The organism is Deinococcus depolymerans (genome assembly GCF_039522025.1).
Classification (GTDB): Bacteria; Deinococcota; Deinococci; order Deinococcales; family Deinococcaceae; genus Deinococcus; species Deinococcus depolymerans.
The window spans coordinates 331,550-349,806 of sequence record NZ_BAAADB010000003.1; the positions used below are offsets into that span (position 1 = coordinate 331,550).

The 18,257-nt window shown below is 71.5% G+C and carries 19 protein-coding genes; 12 read left to right on the forward strand and 7 right to left on the reverse strand.

What is annotated here, in order from left to right; translation table 11 throughout:
- Positions 1–92: 92 nt before the first annotated feature.
- The gene (locus ABDZ66_RS01915; RefSeq protein ID WP_343755440.1) at positions 93–356 is read left to right on the forward strand and encodes an acylphosphatase; all 264 of its coding nucleotides are present in this window, start codon (positions 93–95) and stop codon (positions 354–356) included.
- Between the two features lie 206 nt (positions 357–562).
- Here the strand turns inward: ABDZ66_RS01915 and ABDZ66_RS01920 are convergent, their stop codons facing one another.
- Positions 563–1,000, reverse strand: coding sequence for an OsmC family protein (locus tag ABDZ66_RS01920; protein WP_343755442.1), 438 nt, complete (start codon positions 998–1,000; stop codon positions 563–565).
- A gap of 90 nt (positions 1,001–1,090) precedes the next feature.
- Between ABDZ66_RS01920 and ABDZ66_RS01925 the strand changes: the two genes are divergently transcribed.
- Together ABDZ66_RS01925 and ABDZ66_RS01930 are read left to right on the forward strand one after the other, a co-directional pair.
- Positions 1,091–1,915, forward strand: coding sequence for an alpha/beta hydrolase (locus ABDZ66_RS01925; protein WP_343755444.1), 825 nt, complete (start codon positions 1,091–1,093; stop codon positions 1,913–1,915).
- 292 nt (positions 1,916–2,207) lie between these two features.
- Positions 2,208–3,020, forward strand: a complete 813-nt coding sequence (locus ABDZ66_RS01930) for a M12 family metallopeptidase (protein WP_343755446.1) — start codon at positions 2,208–2,210, stop codon at positions 3,018–3,020.
- Between the two features lie 62 nt (positions 3,021–3,082).
- On the opposite strand, the gene crtI is transcribed toward ABDZ66_RS01930, so the two are convergent.
- The 3 genes from crtI to ABDZ66_RS01945 form a co-directional block, all read right to left on the reverse strand.
- Positions 3,083–4,801: a phytoene desaturase family protein gene (gene crtI / locus ABDZ66_RS01935; protein WP_343755448.1), complete on the reverse strand. Its 1,719-nt coding sequence runs from the start codon at positions 4,799–4,801 to the stop codon at positions 3,083–3,085.
- A 90-nt stretch (positions 4,802–4,891) separates the two neighbouring features.
- Positions 4,892–5,800: a phytoene/squalene synthase family protein gene (locus ABDZ66_RS01940; RefSeq protein ID WP_343755450.1), complete on the reverse strand. Its 909-nt coding sequence runs from the start codon at positions 5,798–5,800 to the stop codon at positions 4,892–4,894.
- Between the two features lie 58 nt (positions 5,801–5,858).
- Positions 5,859–6,563, reverse strand: coding sequence for a class I SAM-dependent methyltransferase (locus ABDZ66_RS01945; protein ID WP_343755452.1), 705 nt, complete (start codon positions 6,561–6,563; stop codon positions 5,859–5,861).
- A 59-nt stretch (positions 6,564–6,622) separates the two neighbouring features.
- Here ABDZ66_RS01945 and ABDZ66_RS01950 point away from each other — a divergent pair, with 59 nt between their 5' ends.
- The 5 genes from ABDZ66_RS01950 to ABDZ66_RS01970 all read left to right on the forward strand — a co-directional run bounded on the left by ABDZ66_RS01950 (position 6,623) and on the right by ABDZ66_RS01970 (position 11,303).
- The gene (locus tag ABDZ66_RS01950) at positions 6,623–7,402 is read left to right on the forward strand and encodes a phage holin family protein (RefSeq protein ID WP_343755454.1); all 780 of its coding nucleotides are present in this window, start codon (positions 6,623–6,625) and stop codon (positions 7,400–7,402) included.
- Complete coding sequence (locus tag ABDZ66_RS01955; protein WP_343755456.1) at positions 7,402–8,073, forward strand: hypothetical protein; 672 nt, start codon at positions 7,402–7,404, stop codon at positions 8,071–8,073. The genes ABDZ66_RS01950 and ABDZ66_RS01955 overlap by 1 nt, the downstream gene beginning before the upstream one ends.
- An 84-nt stretch (positions 8,074–8,157) precedes the next feature.
- On the forward strand, positions 8,158–8,553 hold the full coding sequence (locus ABDZ66_RS01960; RefSeq protein WP_343755458.1) for a Fur family transcriptional regulator: 396 nt from the start codon (positions 8,158–8,160) through the stop codon (positions 8,551–8,553).
- A gap of 324 nt (positions 8,554–8,877) precedes the next feature.
- Positions 8,878–10,248 carry an O-acetylhomoserine aminocarboxypropyltransferase/cysteine synthase family protein gene (locus tag ABDZ66_RS01965; RefSeq protein WP_343755460.1) on the forward strand — a complete coding sequence of 457 codons (1,371 nt, stop codon included), beginning with the start codon at positions 8,878–8,880 and terminating at the stop codon, positions 10,246–10,248.
- On the forward strand, positions 10,245–11,303 hold the full coding sequence (locus ABDZ66_RS01970) for a homoserine O-acetyltransferase family protein (protein ID WP_343755462.1): 1,059 nt from the start codon (positions 10,245–10,247) through the stop codon (positions 11,301–11,303). Before ABDZ66_RS01965 ends, ABDZ66_RS01970 begins: the two co-directional genes overlap by 4 nt.
- A 197-nt stretch (positions 11,304–11,500) precedes the next feature.
- Here ABDZ66_RS01970 and ABDZ66_RS01975 read toward each other — a convergent pair whose 3' ends face one another.
- Both ABDZ66_RS01975 and ABDZ66_RS01980 read right to left on the reverse strand, forming a co-directional pair.
- Positions 11,501–12,598, reverse strand: a complete 1,098-nt coding sequence (locus ABDZ66_RS01975) for a glycosyltransferase family 4 protein (RefSeq protein WP_343755464.1) — start codon at positions 12,596–12,598, stop codon at positions 11,501–11,503.
- Positions 12,595–13,488, reverse strand: a complete 894-nt coding sequence (locus ABDZ66_RS01980; RefSeq protein ID WP_343755466.1) for a tetrahydrofolate dehydrogenase/cyclohydrolase catalytic domain-containing protein — start codon at positions 13,486–13,488, stop codon at positions 12,595–12,597. The genes ABDZ66_RS01975 and ABDZ66_RS01980 overlap by 4 nt, the downstream gene beginning before the upstream one ends.
- A gap of 247 nt (positions 13,489–13,735) precedes the next feature.
- On the opposite strand from ABDZ66_RS01980, the gene ABDZ66_RS01985 reads away from it, so the two are divergent.
- Positions 13,736–14,383, forward strand: a complete 648-nt coding sequence (locus tag ABDZ66_RS01985) for a TetR/AcrR family transcriptional regulator (RefSeq protein WP_343755468.1) — start codon at positions 13,736–13,738, stop codon at positions 14,381–14,383.
- 132 nt (positions 14,384–14,515) lie between these two features.
- Here the strand turns inward: ABDZ66_RS01985 and ABDZ66_RS01990 are convergent, their stop codons facing one another.
- Positions 14,516–15,211, reverse strand: a complete 696-nt coding sequence (locus ABDZ66_RS01990; RefSeq protein ID WP_343755470.1) for a hypothetical protein — start codon at positions 15,209–15,211, stop codon at positions 14,516–14,518.
- A 113-nt stretch (positions 15,212–15,324) separates the two neighbouring features.
- Here ABDZ66_RS01990 and proB point away from each other — a divergent pair, with 113 nt between their 5' ends.
- From proB to ABDZ66_RS02005, 3 genes are read left to right on the forward strand one after another with little or no spacing between them, the layout of a single operon-like run.
- The gene (gene proB / locus ABDZ66_RS01995) at positions 15,325–16,416 is read left to right on the forward strand and encodes a glutamate 5-kinase (protein WP_343755472.1); all 1,092 of its coding nucleotides are present in this window, start codon (positions 15,325–15,327) and stop codon (positions 16,414–16,416) included.
- A gap of 59 nt (positions 16,417–16,475) precedes the next feature.
- Positions 16,476–17,231: a glucodextranase DOMON-like domain-containing protein gene (locus ABDZ66_RS02000; protein ID WP_343755474.1), complete on the forward strand. Its 756-nt coding sequence runs from the start codon at positions 16,476–16,478 to the stop codon at positions 17,229–17,231.
- Positions 17,228–18,121: a DMT family transporter gene (locus tag ABDZ66_RS02005; RefSeq protein WP_343755476.1), complete on the forward strand. Its 894-nt coding sequence runs from the start codon at positions 17,228–17,230 to the stop codon at positions 18,119–18,121. Before ABDZ66_RS02000 ends, ABDZ66_RS02005 begins: the two co-directional genes overlap by 4 nt.
- Positions 18,122–18,257: the final 136 nt, after the last annotated feature.

Genomic DNA, 18,257 nt, shown 5'->3' on the forward strand with positions numbered 1-18,257 from the left:
CAGGCCCGCGTGAACGCCGCACCCACCGCATCCTCACGCAACCGTCAGGAAAGCACCCTGCCCGGGCGCCGAAAGCCGCTACCATGACCCGCATGCGCCTGACCGCCCTCATCACCGGTACCGTGCAGGGCGTCGGCTACCGACGCTACGTGCAGCGCCACGCCCGCGACCTGAACCTCGCCGGGTACGCCGAGAACCTCAGCGACGGCCGCGTCGAGATCGTCGCCGAGGGCCCACAACCCGAACTGGACCGCCTGCTGCACTGGCTGCGGCTCGGCCCCCCGCACGCCCGCGTGCGGGACGTGCAGACCAGCTACAGCGACCGCACCGGCCTGAACGACTTCCACGTGTACTGACGGGGCGGTGGGCTCTGGCCTTTCCCGGACCCCACAGCGATGACTCATACGGACTCCGATTGAATGGTCTTTGCAGCCCATTCAATCGGAGTCCGTATCATGCGCGTCAGCCTGTCACACGCGGGCCCGGCGCACATGCGCCCATTGGCCTGCCGCCACGGAAAACGGCGCCCCTGGTGATCGGGGGCGCCGCAGAAGCCGGAACCTTATTCCAGGATGGCTTCGTGGGTGATCTCCACGTTGCCTTTCATGACCTGACTCATGGGGCACATGTCGGCGGCCTGCCGGACGTGCTCCTCAAAGTCTGCCTGGTCGCTGCCCGTGACCTTGCCGCGCACCACGAGTTTCATGGCGCTGACCTTGAACCCGGCGCCGTCCTTGACCATCTCGCAGGTCGCCTGGGTGTCCAGCGCCTCGATGGTGTGCCCGTGGTTGGCGAGCAGCGCGCTGAGCTGCATGGTGAAGCACCCGGCGTGCGCGCTGGCCAGGAGTTCTTCGGGGTTGGTGCCCCTGCCGTTCTCGAAGCGGGTGCCGAACGAGTACTGCGCGCCGTCCAGCACGCCGCTCTCGGTGCTCACGGTGCCTTTGCCGTGCCTCAAGTCGCCTTCCCAGTGGGCCGTTGCCTTGCGTGCGATGTCTGCCATACGGCCCAGTCTGCGCGGCGGGCGACTCCCCCGGGTCAGCCGGGGGTTGAGCGGCACTTCATGCTCGCCGGAAGCCGCTACACTCGGGCCATGCAAAGTCAGGACTGGACGGTGCCCGGCGCTCCCGTGAAGGGGTACGTGTGGCACGCGCAGACCCCGCGCGCCAACGTGCTGCTCACCCACGGCTTCGGGGAGTACGCCGGGAGGTACGTGGACCGCTACCACGCCCTGATTCCCACGCTGGTCGCGGCGGGCTTCACGGTGTACGCCGCCGACCAGCGCGGTCACGGCGCTTCCGGGGGGCGGCGCGCGGTCGTCGACCTGAACGACCTGGTCGGTGATCACCTGAAGGCCCGCGAGGCCCTGCGCGCCGGGCCCGGGCCGCTGTTCCTGCTGGGTCACTCCATGGGCGGTCTGGTCGCGGCGGCCAGCGTGGCCCGCGATCCGCGCGGCGTCAGCGGCGTGATCCTGAGCAGCCCGGCCCTGCTGGTCGGCGAGAACGAGCCGGCGCTCGTGAAACGGCTGGCCCCGCTGATCGCGCGGGTCGCGCCGGGCCTGCCCACCACCGACCTGGGGACCGGCGGTCTGTCGCGCCTGTCCGAGGAGGTCGCGGCGTACGAGGCGGACCCGCGCATGTACCACGGGAAGGTCCCGGCCCTGACCGGCGCGAGCATGCTGGCGCTGAGCGCGTCGCTGTGGCCGGCGTACGCCCGCTGGACGCTGCCGACACTGGTCGTGCACGGCAGCGCCGACCGCCTGACGGACCCGCGCGGCAGCCAGCGGTTCATGCAGGCCATCGCGTCCACCGACCGTGAACTGCACGTCGAGGAAGGGGGCTATCACGAACTGCTGAACGATCAGCCGCGTGACCGGGTCCGGGCGCGGATCGTGGACTGGCTGCGCGCGCACGCCTGATACGGACTCCGATTGGATGGGCTGCAAAGCCCGCTGGGTCCGAGCGAAGCGAGTGGGAGCTGGGCGGGTTCCGGACGTGGAGGCGGCAATCCGGTGAAGTTCCGGATTGTCGGCGAAACAAACGGCATCCGTATGATTCCGGCGCTCCGTACAGGGGTGGGGTGGTCCTGCGGGCGTGGCGTGGACGGACCGGTGTGGTGCCGGTCGGCGCGGGTGCCGGGGGCGGCGCCGACTTTACAAACTTCTCAGTCTCCTCTAATATTTATGCATCCCACAACCGAGGTGCCCTGTCATGCGTAAAGTCACACCTGTCCTGCTGCTGTCCCTGCTGCTCGCCGCCTGCTCCACCCAGTCCGCCCCGGAGCAGGACGGACCGTCTGCCCGCACCGCCCCGAACGCCCGGGCCGCCACCCTGATCCTCCCGGACGGCACCCGCCAGCAGGTGACCGGCTTCGAGAAGGACGGCTACCTGATGCTCGAGGACGACATCATCCTCGCGGACCTCGGCAGCGTCACCCCGCAGGGCACCTACGTCGTGGACACCCGCTACCGCTGGACCGCGCGCACCATTCCCTACACCTTCGCCGCGAACGTCCCGCAGGCCATCCGGGACCGCGTGGCCGCCGCCGCGTCCACCATCCGCTCGACCACGAACGTGGTGGTCACGCCCCGCACCAGCACCACGCAGCGCAACTACGTGGAGATCACGTACAACACCGGCACCAGTTGCGCGTCCAGCCTGGGCATGGTGGGCGGCAAGCAGACCATCACCCTGGCCGACCGCTGCACGACCGGTTCGATCATCCACGAATTCGGGCACGCCATGGGCCTGTTCCACGAGCAGACCCGCCCGGACCGCGACCAGTACGTGCAGATCGTCTGGGCGAACATCCCCGCCGACTGGCAGAGCCAGTACCAGATCCGCAGCGGCAGCGCCGGCTACGGCGCGTACGACTTCGATTCGATCATGCACTACCCCGCCTTCTTCGACGGCAAGATCGCCATCCAGCCGCTCGACAGCAGCGTGGACCTGAACCGCATGGGCCAGCGCAACGGCTTCTCGGTCACGGACAAGAGCACCGTGAACGCCATGTACCCCCGCTGAACAGCGGAAAGCAGGGGCCGCCACACGAAGGATGTGTGGCGGCCCCTCCTCTGTGTATTGGATCAGTCGGCGGCGCTCTCTGCGGTGGCGGTGTCCTGCGCGGCAGGCACGCCGTCACGGATGCTGGGGTGAATGCCGAAGTCCTCGGCGATCAGGCGGGCGGTCATCTTGGCGCTCATCATGACGCTGGGCGTCCCGCCGCCCGGCTGCGCGCCCGCCCCGACCATGTAGAGGTTGCCCACGTCCTCGCTGCGGTTGTGCGGGCGGAAGAACGCACTCTGGATCAGCGTCGGCTCCGGGCCGAAGGCGTTGCCCAGGTAACTGTCCAGCGTCTGGGCAAAGTAGTCGGGCGTGATGAACTCGCTGTGCGTCAGGCGGGCGCGCAGGTCCGGGATGTACCCGCGTTCCTCCAGGAAGGCGTAGACCCGCTCGACCAGTTTCGGACCTTCCACCGTCCAGTCCAGGCCGCTGGCGTTGTGCGGCACCGGCACCAGCGTGTACGCCGCGTGGTGACCTTCCGGCGCGAGGCTGGGGTCGGTCAGGGTGGGCACGTGCAGGTACTGGCTGAAGTCGCGGCCCAGCACCTTCTTCCCGAAGATCTCGGTCAGCAGTTCCTGGTAGCGCGGCCCCAGGATGATGTTGTGGTGACGTAACTTCAGGTCCGTGCCGTCCTTGCGGAACCCGAAGTAGATGACGAGCAGACTCATGCTCTGGCGGGCGGCCTTCACGCGCACGTCGCTGTTCACGAGGCGTGCGGCCGCCGGAACACGCTTGAGGTACGTGTTCGCCCAGTCGCCGTTGCTGACCACGATGTCCGCGTGGCGTTCCTGCCCGCTCTCCAGCCGCACGCCGCGCGCCACGCGCCGTCCCAGCGGGTGCCGGACCGGGCGGCCCCGGTCGTCCGTGACGAGGATCTCCTGCACGCCCTGTCCGTACTCGATGCGCCCCCCGAGTTCCTCGAACTTGCGCACGAGGCCCTGCACCAGCGCGCCCGTGCCGCCCATGGCGTAGTGGATGCCCCAGGTCTTCTCCACGAAGTGGATCATGGCGTAGATGGCGGGCACGCTCAGGGGGTTCCCGCCGACCAGCAGCGTCTCGAACGAGAACACCTGCTGCATCTTGGGGTTCGTGAAGTACTTGCCCGTGAAGCTGAACAGGGTGCGCACGGCGTCCAGCCGCATCAGGTCCGGCACGACCCGCAGCATGGTCGCCACGTCCCCGAAGTGCGTGTACCCCAGTTCCAGGAAACCGCGCTCGAAGATGGCGCGGGCGTCCTCGTGGAAGCGTTCGTACCCGGCGAGATCCTCGGGGGCCAGTTCGCCGATCTGGCGGCGGGTGCTGACCGGGTCGCCGTCGTAATCGAAGAAGGTGCCGTCGTCGAAGTAGATGCGGTAGAACGGCAGGATCGGCACGAGCTTCACGTACTCGCGGGTGCGGGGGCCGCCGCTCTCGCCCTCGCGCACGCGGGCGTCGTCGGCCAGGACCGCCGGCGGGTAGTCCGCCCCGGCGAGCATCCCGGCGTCGCGTTCCAGCGCGAACAGTTCCTCGATGAAGTGCGGCACCGTGATCACGGTCGGCCCCATGTCGAACACGTACCCGTCCGGCGTGCGTTTCTGGTAGGCGCGGCCGCCCGCCTGATCCAGGCGTTCGAGGATGGTGGTGTCGAAGCCCAGCGACTGCAGGCGGATGCCGAGGCTCAGGCCGCCGATGCCGGACCCGATGATCAGCGCGGTCTTGCGTTTGCCGGGGGTGGAGCGAACAGGGATGGAAGAAGCAGTCATGAGCAAACCTCCGCCGCGTGGGGCGGCGCGTGACGGGAAAGGCTGAAAGGGGAGAGGGACGGCGCGGACGGGGTCCGGACCGGACGGCGCTCAGCCGGCGGTGGTCGGTGTCGGTGCGGAACGCAGTTCCCACCAGGCCTGCGGCAGCATCATCAGCTTGCGCGTGCCGCTGACATGCGCCCGCCGCCCGAAATTGTCGAAGTCGTTGCGGGCCAGGTCATCCAGGATGCCCTCGTAAGCACGCGCGGCGGTCGCCACGGCGAGGCGCGCGCTGCCGTGCAGGCACGGAATCCCGGCGCGGCCTTCCCGGTACCAGTCGCGTGCCAGGCCCGACAGGTGCTCCATCAGCGCCCGGTACGCGGGCGTGACCACCCCGCGCTCCAGGTCGCCGCGGGTCACGCCGTACTCGCTCAGCAGCGCCTGCGGCAGGTACACCCGGCCGCGGCGCAGGTCCTCGCCCACGTCCCGCAGGATGTTGGTCAGCTGCATCGCCTGACCCAGCATCAGCGCGGCGTGCAGGGTGCGTTCGCCTCCGCTGTACCCGCTGACGGGCGCGATCATGAACCCCACCACGCCCGCCACCCGGCGGCAGTACAGGATCAGGTCGTCCATGGTGCCGTACTCGTGCCCGGCGAGGTCCATGCGCAGTCCCTCGTGCAGTTCCGCGAACGCCGACAGCGGGATGGGGTAAGTGCTGGCCGCCCAGGCGAGGGCCGCGTCGATGGGATGGTCGCCGGGCCGGCCCGCGAAGGCCGCCTGCGTGCGCGCCCACCAGTCGTCCAGGCCCGCGCGGGCATCGTCGCCGCTGCGTTCGTCGACGGTGTCGTCCCCATCGCGGCAGGCGGCGTACACGGCCCACACCGCCTGCCGCTGCCTCGCCGGAAAGAACCGTGAGCCCAGGTAGAAGGTCTTGCTGTGCTCCCGCGTGATGTCCTGACAGTGCGCCACGGCCTGGGCCAGGGCGTTCCGGGTGGGGGGAGGGAAGGTCGCGTCAGTCACGGTTGGGTTCCTTTCCACCGAGTGTAGGGGGCGTCTGAATGGGAAACGTCACGCATTCTTACAGAGTTTCCCGTTCACTGCTCGCCGCGCCGGCCACGTACCGCTCGAACTGCACCGCGCCCACCGCCAGCGCGTCCGTGCGGGTCAGGCCCGGCAGTTGCCGCTGCACCCACGCGGGGTCCGGGAAGTTCAGGCCGCCCGCCGCCGGGCGTTCGAACAGCGCCTGCAGCGGCCCGCCCGTGCGGCGCAGGTACATCAGCCACAGTTGCCCGCCGGGCCGCAGCACCCGGGCGCACTCGCGCAGCAGCGCCGCCGGACCGCGCGTCTCGTTCAGGGTCGCGCCGACCGTCACGCCGTCGAACGCGCCGGTCGGCAGGTCGCTGCGCTCCATGTTCAGCTGCGCCCAGTCGATCCGCGCGTCCGGTTCGCGCCGCGCGCCCTCGCGCAGCATCGGGGCGCTGATGTCCACGGCCAGCACCTCGCAGCCCGCGCGGGCCAGCACCCCCGCGTAGAAGCCGGCGCTCGTGCCCACGTCCAGCCAGCGCTGCCCGGCCCGGGGCGAGCAGCGCGCCCGGAACAGCCGGGCCTCGCGTTCCAGCGTGTAGTCCGCGCCCAGCGCCCGCAGGGACCGCTGGCGCCACCAGGCGTACCCGGCAGCGGTCAGCGGGAAGAGGTTGCTGCGCTGCGCGGCACTCAGCGCCGGAACAGCCGGGTGGGAATTCAGATTTTCTTGGCTCTGGGCAGGGAGAGGCACAGGGTTCATTATGCTGATGAACATTGAGGCCCGCTGTTCACGGTTCGTGAGGGTCCCCGGAGGAACGCATGGAAGAACGCAAGAGTATGGGAGGAGCGCTGGTGGACGTCTTCGACGCCGGCCTGACCCTCGTGAAATCCGAGATCAACGCCGTCGCCCGCAAGGCCGGTCAGATCGCCAAGGCCAAGGGCATCGGCGCGGTGCTGCTGCTGGCCGCCACCGGCCCGCTGATCCTGGGGCTGGTGTTCGTCATCCTGGCGGTGTTCTACGGCCTGATGCGCCTGGGCCTGGGTGCCTGGGCCGCCGCGCTGATCATCGCGCTGCTGAGCTTCGCCGTGACCGGCGCCCTGATCTTCATCGGCATCCAGAAACTGGGTGCGGAGGTCCACATGGACGAACCCCGTTACCGCCGTCCCGAACCCGACCGCGTGGACAGCGCCGTTCCCCCCGCCGCGGCCACGCCCCGTCCGGCGGGCAGCACCACCGAACGTGACGCCCACAACCCCAGCGGCCCCCGCGTCGAGATCGGCCGTGACGCCGGTCAGTACGCCGCCGGCGAGAACCGCGTGACCCGCGAGGGCGGCGGCACCGCCACCGTCCGCACCGAGGGCGGCGAGACCACCGTGCCCGTGTACGAGAGCAAACCCGGCGGCGAACCCGCCCATTACGGCAGCGGCCTGAACAAGGAGATCGACGGCAGCGAGGTCGGCAAGGGCCACCGCGGCGACGGGCACCACGCCCACGACCCCAACCTGCAGGAACCGGTCGTGCTCAAGGACGCCCCGGGCATTCCGGTCAGCACCGCGCCCACCTTCCGCGACGACATGAAGAAAGGAGGTCAGTCCTGATGGCCGAGTACCTGACGGAACGCGAGGAAGCCCGCGAACGCCTGAAGAACAGCGTGGACGCCCTGACGCAGCAGGCCAGCCTGCAGGTCAACCTGCAGAAGGATCCCCTGAAGATGCTGGGCGGCGCGTCCGCCGTGGGCGCCGTGATCGGCATGGTCGTCGGCCGCCAGTTCCGGCGCAGCCGCAAGATCTATGTGGACGCCGCCAGCCCCGTCAAGCACCAGAAGGCCCTCGTCAAGGCGCAGAAGTCCAGCAAGGGCGGCGGGGTGGGCGGCGCGCTCGTCGCGACGCTCGGAACGCTGGCCGTGAAGACCGTCATGGACCGCGTGGTCACGCCCCGGCTCGAGCAGCTGGCCGACAGTCTGCTTGAAAAGTCCGGCCAGCCCGCCGGCGCCGCCAGCCGGGCGACTTCCGTTCCGGCCGCTCCCGCACGGACGGTGCCCGCCGGAACGGCCAGTTTCGTCAAGGCGGCGGCCCCGGCGGCCACGCCGGCCGTCCAGACCCCGGTGGCCGCGCAGGGTGCGCAGCAGGTGACCGCCGAGGGCCGCGTTGCGCCCGCGCCCGCCCCGGCGCATCCCGGCGTGAAACCTGCGCCCGTCAGTCACGTGGAAGCCAAGGCGGTCGGCAGCGCCATCGCACCCGACGAGATGGCCAACCCCAACCGCCGCTGAGTCACGGCCCGCCTCCCGGCAGCCCACCCGCAGAAGGTGGGCTGCTTTTTGATACGCCCCGATCAGGAGTGCTAGCCTGCTCCCATGACCGCCACCCGCAGCACCCGCCAGCGCGACGTGATCTCCCGCATCATGCAGGACGCGGAAGGCCCCCTCGCCGTCGGTGACGTGCTCGACCGCGCGCGCGGCGACCTGCCCGGCCTGGGGGTCGCCACCGTCTACCGCACCCTGAAGCTCCTGACCGACCAGGGCCGCATCCATCCCGTCACCCTCGACGGCGAGACCCGTTACGAGGCCAGCGGCAAGGGCCACCACCACCACTTCTCCTGCCAGGACTGCGGCCGGGTGTTCACCCTGCACACCTGCCCGGTCGCGCTGCCCAGCGGTACCGTGTACCCCGGCGGGTTCATCGTGCGCGCCCACGAGGTCACCCTCTACGGGCAGTGCCCGGACTGCGCCGCCCGCCCCGCCCCGACCTGAGCGCCGGTCACCGGCCCGGTCGGACGCTGCCCTTGACCCTGGGGGTGCGGCGGCGCTACCTTGACACTCAGCTCCTGCGTGGAGCGACCCACTTCAGAGCGCCCGAGAGAACTGGCTCGTAGACGGCGCGGCAACCGGACCTCATCGCGTCACGGTGCCAAGGCCAGCCCACCCGCCGCGGGTCAACGATGACCGCCGGGAGGGACCAAGAGGGAAGGTCACGCGGTTGATTCGTTTCAGCGCCCCTTCTCGATCCTTACGAGCAGGGGCGCGGCCTTTCGACACAGGCGGCGTCCCACGGTCCCCACCGAGGAGGCGCACGTCATGGCGCACAGATTCGAAACGTTGCAGGTTCACGCCGGTCAGCAGCCCGACCCCACCACCGGGGCGCAGCAGACGCCCATCTACGCCACGAACAGCTACGTGTTCCAGTCGCCGGAACACGCCGCGGACCTGTTCGGCCTGCGGGCGTTCGGGAACATCTACAGCCGCATCATGAACCCCACGAACGCCGTGTTCGAGCAGAGGGTCGCGGCGCTGGAGGGCGGCGTGGGCGCGCTGGCCGTTGCCAGTGGGCACGCCGCGCAGTTCCTGGCGATCACGAACGTCGCGCAGGCCGGGGACAACATCGTGTCCAGCCCGAACCTGTACGGCGGGACCGTCAACCAGTTCCGCGTGACCCTGAAACGGCTGGGCATCGAGGTGCGCTTCACCAGCCGCGAGGAACGCCCGGAGGAATTCACGGCCCTGATCGACGACCGCACCCGCGCCGTGTACCTGGAAACCATCGGGAACCCGGCCCTGAACATCCCGGATTTCGGGGCGATCGCGGCCGCCGCGCACGCCCAGGGCGTCGCGGTGTTCGTGGACAACACCTTCGGCGCCGGCGGGTACTACTGCCAGCCGCTGCGGCACGGCGCGGACGTGGTGCTGCACTCGGCCAGCAAGTGGATCGGCGGGCACGGCAACGGCATCGGCGGCGTGATCGTGGACGGCGGCACCTTCGACTGGGGCAACGGCCGCTACCCCCTGATGACCGAGGCCAGCCCCAGCTACCACGGCCTGAACTTCTGGGAGACGTTCGGCACCGGGAACCCGCTGGGCCTGCCGAACGTGGCGTTCATCACCCGCGCCCGCACCGAGGGCCTGCGCGACCTGGGCCCCACCCTGGCCCCGCAGCAGGCCTGGCAGTTCCTGCAGGGCCTGGAGACCCTGAGCCTGCGCGCCGAGCGGCACGCGCAGAACACCCTGGCGCTCGCGTCATGGCTGGCAGCGCACCCGGACGTGGCGCGCGTCACGTACCCGGGCCTGAGCAACCACCCGCACTACGACCGGGCGCAGCATTACCTGCCGCGCGGCGCGGGCGCGGTCCTGACCTTCGAACTGCGCGGCGGGCGCGCGGCGGGCGAGGCGTTCATCCGCGCCGTGAGTCTGGCGCAGCACGTGGCGAACGTCGGGGACACCCGCACGCTGGTCATCCACCCGGCCAGCACCACCCACAGTCAGCTGAGCGCCGAGGCTCAGGCGGCGGCGGGCGTCACGCCCGGACTGGTGCGCGTGTCGGTGGGCATCGAACACATCGACGACATCCGCGACGACTTCGCGCAGGCGCTGGCCGCCGCGCTGACCGAAACCGAAGCCGTTCAGCCGGAAGTTACGCCGGCAGGAGTGGCGCCGGCAGGAGTGGCGCAGTGACCGCCCAGACGCACCCGGCCCAGGTCCACCTCCCGGTCCCCGCGAGCGCTGGGCCGGACGACGGGACGGCCGCCACGGACCGATGTCGGGCGGGCCAGCCTGACCTGACCCCCGCCGCGCAGACCGCCCGGCTGTTCCGGCACGCGCCGCTGCTGCTCGACTGCGGCGTCCCCGTGAACGACGTGACCGTCACCTACCACACGTACGGCACGCCGCAGCCCACCGCCACCCTCGTCCTGCACGCCCTGACCGGCACGAGCGCCGTGCACGAGTGGTGGCCGGACTTCCTGGGCGAGGGCCGCCCCCTGGACCCAGGGCGCGACTACGTGATCTGCGCGAACGTGCTGGGCGGCTGCGCCGGCACGACCGGCCCCGCCGACCTGCCCCGCGTGGCCGGCGCCGACGCGCCCCTGACCCTGAGCGACATGGTCCGCACCGGCCGCGCGCTGCTCGAACACCTCGGCGTGAACCGCGTGCGGATCGTGGGCGCCAGCATGGGCGGCATGCTCGCCTACGCCTGGCTGCTGGAATGCCCGGACCTGGTGGAACGCGCCGTGATCATCGGCGCCCCGGCCCGGCACTCGCCGTGGGCCATCGGGCTGAACACCGCCGCCCGCAGCGCCATCCGCGCCGCCCCCGGGGGGGAGGGGCTGAAGGTCGCCCGGCAGATCGCCATGCTCTCGTACCGCAGCCCCGAGAGTTTCGCCGTCACGCAGGCCGGCCAGCGGGCGCCCGGCGTGCCCGCCATCACCAGTTACCTGCACCACCACGGAGAGAAACTCCAGGCCCGTTTCTGCGAGCGCAGTTACGTCGCCCTGACCGGCGCCATGGACGCCTTCCAGCCCACCGACGACGACCTGCGCACGGTCCAGACGCCCACCCTGGTCGTCGGGATCAGCAGCGACGTCCTGTACCCCCCGGCCGAGGTGAAGGCCGGCGCGGCCCTGCTGCCCCGCGCCGACTACCGCGAACTGAACTCCATTCACGGGCACGACGCCTTCCTGATGGACCCCGGCCCCCTGCCGGCACTGGTCGGCGCCTTCCTGAAAGGCTGAAGCGGGAACGGACGGGTGATACGGACTCCGATTGAACGGCTTATAAAGCCATTCAATCCGAGCGGATGCGACTCGTAGAGCTGCTCCGCAGAGGAGGAGAGAAACGGGTTCCGTTTGTTTCGTTGACGACCCGGTGCCGTTCCGGGTTGTCAACGAAACAAACGGCAGTCCGTATGAATCCGGTCCGCCTGACCTGGTCAGTCCGGCAGGCAGGCGCGCAGCCGCGCCGCCACCTGCGCGGCCGTGCCGGTCAGGGTGTGGCGTTCCAGCACGCGCTGGCGGGCCGCCGCGCCGAACTGCGCCGTGCGGTCCGGCGCGGCGGCCATCGCCTGCAGGGCGCGGGCCAGCAGGTGCGGGGCGGGGGAGACGAGCAGGCCGTCCACGCCGTCGCGGATCAGTTCCGCCTGTGCGGGAATGGGGGTGGTCACGACCGGCAGGCCCGAGGCCATGGCCTCCAGCGTCACCAGTGACTGGTTCTCGGCCAGGGTGGGTTGCAGCAGCGCGTCGGCGGCGCGGTACAGGTCCGGCAGGTCCCAGCGGCGGCCCAGGAAGGTCACGTTCCGCAGCCGCAGCGTGCCGGCCAGCACCTGCGCGGCGCGTCCCACGCCCGAGTCCATGTCGCCCGCGAACACGAAGTTCAGGTTCCGGGCGTGCCGGGCGGCCAGGACGGCGGCCAGCTGATTCTTCTCCGGCGCGAAGCGGCCCGGGACCAGCACCGTGAACCCCCGGAACCCCAGGCGGGCACGCAGCGCCTCCCGCTCGGCGGGCGTGGCGGGCCGGTAACGGTCGGGGTTCACGCCGTTTCTCAGGCCCCCCACGCGCGGCAGTCCCATGCGGCCCTGCAAGAAGGCCTGCCCCCACGCCGAGACGGTCATGACCGAGTCGGCGCGTCGCAGGCCGCCCAGCTTGGTCGCGCGGTACACCAGCCGGTACCAGCCTTTCAGGCCGGCGGGGTAGTGGTAGTCCAGCTGGTCGTGCACCACGGCCACGCGCGGGGCGTGCAGGGCGTCCAGCAGACGGTACGTGCCGGGATCCCAGGCCTGCACGACCCGCAGGCCGAAGCGGTTCAGGTCGGCGGTGATGGCCTGCGGGTCGTCGAAGCGCCGGACGGGAACGCCGGCCTCCCCGAAGCGGCGGGCGAGTTCGTCGAGCGCCTCGCCACGCGGCAGGAAGACCGTGGGACTCAGCCCGTGCGTGGGCAGCAGCGGCAGCACGTCCAGCAGCCAGACTTCGCTGCCGGCCACGCGCGGCGCGTCGGTCACGAAGGCCACCTGGGCGGCGGTCGGCTGCCTCACTCGACCGGCTCGCCGCGCTGGAGTTTCACGGCGCGCACGAGGTTCTGGTACATCAGGGCGCTGGTGAGGGGGCCCACCCCCCCGGGGACGGGGGTCTGCGCGCGGACCGGCAGGTCCGGGCTGGCGTCCCCGACCACGCCGCCGGACTGGACGTTGATGCCGGCATCGATGACCACGTGGTGGGGCTGCACGTGTTCCGGGCGTAGCAGGCCGGCGCGGCCCACGGCGATCACGACGGCGTCCATGGGGGCCAGCACGCGGCGCAGGTCGCGGGTGTGTTCGTTGCAGAGCGTGACGGTCGCGCCGCGGTTGTTCAGCATGAAGGTCAGGGGGCGGCCGACGGTGCGGCCGGGGCCGATCACGGCGATGTTCAGGCCGCGCAGGTCGTCGCCGAGGGCGGCGCGCAGCAGGAAGCGGACCGAGCGGGGGGTGGGTGGCAGCAGCGCCTCGGTTTCACGTCCGGCGGCGATCAGGGCGAGGTTGGCGGGGCTGAGGCCCTCGACGTCCTTGCGGGGCGCGAGTCGCAGCAGGGCGGCGTCGGCGTCCAGACCGGCGGCGAGGGGCAGTTCGAGCATGATGCCGTGCACGCCGGGGTCGGCGGAGAGGTCGTTCAGCGCGGCGTGCAGGGCGGTGTCGGTCAGGTTCGCGCCGAGGTCGTGGGCGGTGAACTTCACGCCGAGCCGTTCGGCGCGGCGGGCCTTGCTGTCCACGTACACGCGGGAGGCCGGGTCGCCGCTGGCGAGGACGCTGACGAGGTGGGGGCGGAAGGTCCAGGCGTTCAGGTCGTTCCTGACGCCGCGCGTGACCTGCTCGGCCAGGGCCTTGCCGGTCAGCGGTCCGGTCAGGCGGGTGGTCGGGGGCTCGGTGGGGGTGGGGTCCGGTGTGGTCATGGGGCCGTCCAGTCTGGTGAGGAACGCGGGGTGGGGGTGGGCGGGTGCGGCTTCCCGGGTGGGGGCGGAGCGGGCACGTTGCGGCACAGCATACCGGGTCCCGGCGGGGCGGGCGGCGGCCCGTGTGGACGTGCCGCAACCCGCCGACGTGAAACCGTTTCATGTTCGCGGGTGTCTGATCCCCTGGGGGGGGATTCGTGAAGACCTTCACAGCGGCCCGCAGCGCACACCCCTATCTTCTGAACAGATGGTCATTGATACGCCCCGCCCCGCCCGCGCCCGCAGCGCCGAAGAAAAGAACCGCCGCCGCGACGATATCCTCCGCGCCGCCGAACGCCTGTGGACCACCACCACCTACGCGGACCTCAGCATGAACCAGGTGGCGCGCGAGGCCCGCCTGGCCAAGGGAACGCTCTACCTGTACTTCGACACCAAGGAAGAACTGTTCCTGGCGCTGCTGAGCGAACACCTGCACGCCTGGATCACCCGCACGGCCGAACTGCTGCAGGAGCGCCAGCCGCGCACGCCGCAGCAGGTCAGTGACGCCCTGCTGGACTCCAGCGAGACCCTGACCCCGCTGCGCCGCCTGCTGGTCCTGCTGGGCACCGTCCTGGAACGCAACGTCCGCCCGGAACTCGCCACCGAATTCCGCCGCGACCTGGACGCCCAGCTGGGCCGCCTGGTCGAGCACATGCCGTACTCGCCCGCCACCACGCTGCGCATCCTGCGTCACCTGTACGCGGTCGCCATCGGCTGGCAGCAGTTCAGCGAATCGCTGCCCGGCCTGGACCCCGCCACGGGCGAGCCCCTGCGCGACAGCCAGTGGACCTTCCAGAGCGAGTTCGAACTGGTCCTGCGTGCCGTCGTGGACCGCCTCGCCGCGGCCGACAGCTGATAAGGACTCGGATGGAACGGGGCTGGTACACCCTTCCATCCGAGCGGGACGGGTTCCGGGTGGGGCGCTGGCAACCCGGCGCGTTGGCGGGGTGTGAACGGAACAGACGGCAGTCCGTCCGCCCCACCCGGCCTACCAGCGGAACTTGCCGACCGCGGGCGTCCAGTTCAGACGCAGGGGCCGGGTGGCGGTGATCACGTTCACCCCGGCCGACTCGCAGGTGCGCTGCGCCCCGTCCGGCACCAGTGGCAGCACGTTCAGGTTCGTGCCGCGCCGCGCCGGCAGGTACTGCACGCCCAGCGTCACGCCGCGCAGACAGGGCGGCAGTGCCCCCGCGCCGAAGTCCGCGTCCCGGATGGCCGGGATCACGCTGCTTTCCGGCGCGGCCTTCCAGCCGCCGCTTCCCTGCCACGCGAAGGTCGTGCGGGACTCACAGCGGCCCGCCGCGCACCACTCGCGGTTCAGGACCAGCAGCGCCTGCCCGGCGCGCAGGTACGTGGCGGCCCGCACGGTCGTGAAGGTCTGCCCGGCCCCGCTGCCCGGCGTGCCGGCGCTGTGGCCGCGCCACTCCAGGTAACGGTTCGGGGCGTCGTGCACCTGCACCGCGAACAGGTTCTGCGTGGCACTCCAGTCGAGCTGCTCGCGGCGGGCGTAGGCCAGCAGGGACCGTTCGGCCGGGTCGGGCTTGAACGATCCCATGAACTGCCGCAGGCCCTCCAGCGGCCCGAGCGGGTCGGGCGCGGCGGCCTGCGCGGCGCAGGTCAGGAGCAGCAGGGCCGGCAGGACGCCGCGGCGCAGCCTCGGAAGCGGAACGGAACGCGTGAACACTTCCCTGTTGATACCCCATTCACTCTGACCGGAACCTGACGGTCCCCGCCCCGGCCCCTGTCTGAGCGTGCCCGGCCCGGGCTGCCCGGCCTGGCGCGTATGCTGCGCGGCGTATGCGCGTCGTCCTGAAACTCGGCACCAGCGTCCTGACTGGCGGCACCGACCGCCTGCACCGCCCCCGGCTGGTGGACCTGATGCGCGGCCTGGCTGCCGTCCGCGCCGCCGGACACGAGGCGGTCCTGGTCACGAGCGGGGCCGTCCTGGCCGGCTGGGAGGCGCTGGGCTTCCCGCCGCGCGACCGGACCCTGGCCGAGAAGCAACTGCTCGCCGCTGTCGGTCAGGGCCGCCTGATGCACCTGTACGCGCAGCTGGCCGACCTGTACGGCGTGCCGGTCGCGCAGGTCCTGCTGACCGCCGACGACTTCCGGGACCGCACCCGTTACCTCAACGCCCGCACCACCCTGGACGCCTGCCTGGCGCGCGGGGTCATGCCGATCATCAACGAGAACGACGCTGTCGCCCTCGAACAGATCAAGGTGGGGGACAACGACACCCTCTCGGCGTTCGTGGCGAACCTGACCGAGGCGGACCTGCTGGTCATCCTGACCGACGCGCCCGGCCTGTACACCGCCGATCCCCGCAGCGACCCGTCCGCGACCCTGATTCCGGTCGTGGAGCGCGTCACGCCGGACATCTGGGCGCGGGCGGGCGGGGTGGGTTCGCACCGCGGCACCGGCGGGATGCACACCAAGATCCAGGCGGCCGAGATCGCCACGCGCGCCGGCACCCCGGTCGTCATCGCGCCCGGCGACGCGCCGGACGCCCTGCTGCGCATCGTGGGCGGCGAGGGCCTCGGAACGCGCTTCCTGGCTGCCGGGTCGCGCCTGGAGGCCCGCAAACGCTGGATCCTGGCCGAGATCGCCGCCGGCCGCGTCCTGCTCGACGAGGGCGCGGCCCGCGCGGTCCGCGAGCGCGGTGGGAGCCTGCTGCCGGCCGGCATCACCCGGGTCGAGGGCAGTTTCCGGCGGGGGCACACCATCCGCCTGATCGACCCGGCCGGGCAGGAGATCGCGCGCGGCCTCACCCGCTACGCCTCGGCCGACCTGACCCGCATCGCCGGGCGGCAGTCCCGCGAGATCGAGGGCCTGCTGGGCTTCACGTACGGCCCGGAAGCCGTGCACCGCGACGACCTCGTGCGCCTGTAGCGTGCCCCGCCCCGCCCCGGACCGCTGCCGGTCCGCCCGCGCCGCCTATACTGCCGTGCGTGCTGTTGCCCATGCTTTCCATTCCGCTGCTGGCCGCCCAGATCACCGTGACCGACCCGGCCGGTGACGCGCGCGGCGACGGTGGGTACGTGCTGCCCACCCGCCCGGCCCTGACCGCCGAGATGCTCGACCTGCGCTCCTTCACCGCCGACAGCAGCGGACAGACCATGCGCTTTACCGTCAGTTTCGGGCAGATGGGAAACCCCTGGAACGCCCCGGGCGGCTTCAGTGCCGGCGTGACCGACATCTTCATCAAGGGCGCCCTGGGCGGGCAGCAGGTGCTGGCCGACACCGGGCTGCGCGTGCGCGGGCAGGGCGGCTGGCAGTACCACCTGCGCGTGACGGGAAGCGGCTCGACCCTGCAGGAAGCCAACAGCCTGGGCCGCCTGACCGACCGGCCCGCCCCGAGCGTGCGGGTCGAGGGGACCAGCCTCGTCATCGACACCGACGTGCCCGCCGGGAAGTACGGGTACTGGGTGACCAGCAGCGTGTACACGCCCCTGTCCGCCAGCGGCCTGCTGCGCCCCGTCCAGGACAGCCGGCCGACCGCGCTGCAGGCCGGACGCGCGAACGCCCCCACGCCCGTGGACGTCCTCGCGCCGGGCGGTGACGTCCAGGCCTTCACGAACGACACGCTCGCCCCGGTCGGTGAGACCCGCGACTGGGTCAGCATCACCCTGATCGCGCTGGGAGGCGTGGGCCTGCTGCTCACCGTGATCGCCACCGTCCTGGTCTGGCGCAGGCTGGGCCGGTGACGCCCGCCCGCCCCGCCGCGCCCCACCTGCCCGCCCCGCTGCTGATCCTGACCGCCGCCGTCCTGTGGGGCCTGCTGGGCATCCTGGGCAAGCAGGCGCAGCAGGCCGGGGTCGCGCCGCTGGAAGTCGCGTTCTGGCGCGCGGCCCTCGCCGGGGGGCTGTACGCGCTGCATGCGGCCGTGATCCGCGCGCCCCTGCCGCGCGGGCGGGACCTGCTCGTCACGGCCGCGTTCGGCGTGGCGGGCGTCAGCGTGTTCTACGGCAGCTACCAGCTGGCCGTCCGGGCAGGCGGCGCGAGCCTCGCGAGCGTGCTGCTGTACACCGCGCCGGCCTTCGTTGCCCTGATCGGCTGGGCCGGGTGGCGCGAGCGGCTGGGGGGCCGCGAGGCCCTCGCCATCGGCGGCACGCTGATCGGCGTCACCCTGATCAGCCTGGGCGGCGGGCAGGGCGTGACCGTCAGTCCCGCCGCGCTGGGCCTGGGCCTGACCGCCGGGTTCACGTACTCGCTGTACTACGTCTACGGCCGCGCCTTCTTCGACCGCTACGCCCCGCCCGCCCTGCTGGCGGTCGCGCTGCCGGTGGGGGCCGCGTGCCTGCTGCCGTTCGTGACGTTCAGCGCCAAGACCGCGCCCGCCTGGGGCAGCCTGGTCGCGCTGTCGTTCTTCAGCACGTACCTGGCGTACCTGGCGTACAGCGCGGGCCTGCGCCGCCTGAACGCCACGCGCGCCAGCGTGATCGCCAGCCTGGAACCGGTCGTGGCGGCCGGTCTGGCGGCCCTGCTGTTCGGTGAGCGGCCCGCGCCGCTGGCGTTGCTGGGCGCGGCTTTGGTGATCGGGGCGGCCCTGCTGCTCAGCCTGCAACCCGCCGAGAAGCACCCGCCCGTCGAGTAGGCGGCTGCGGGCCGGCCGTTCCTGTCGCCCCCACCCCGCTCATACGGACTCCGATTGAATGGCTGACAAAGCCGTTCAATCCGAGCGGATGCGACTCGGAGAGCTGCGCCGCAGAGCAGGAGAGAAACGCCCCTCC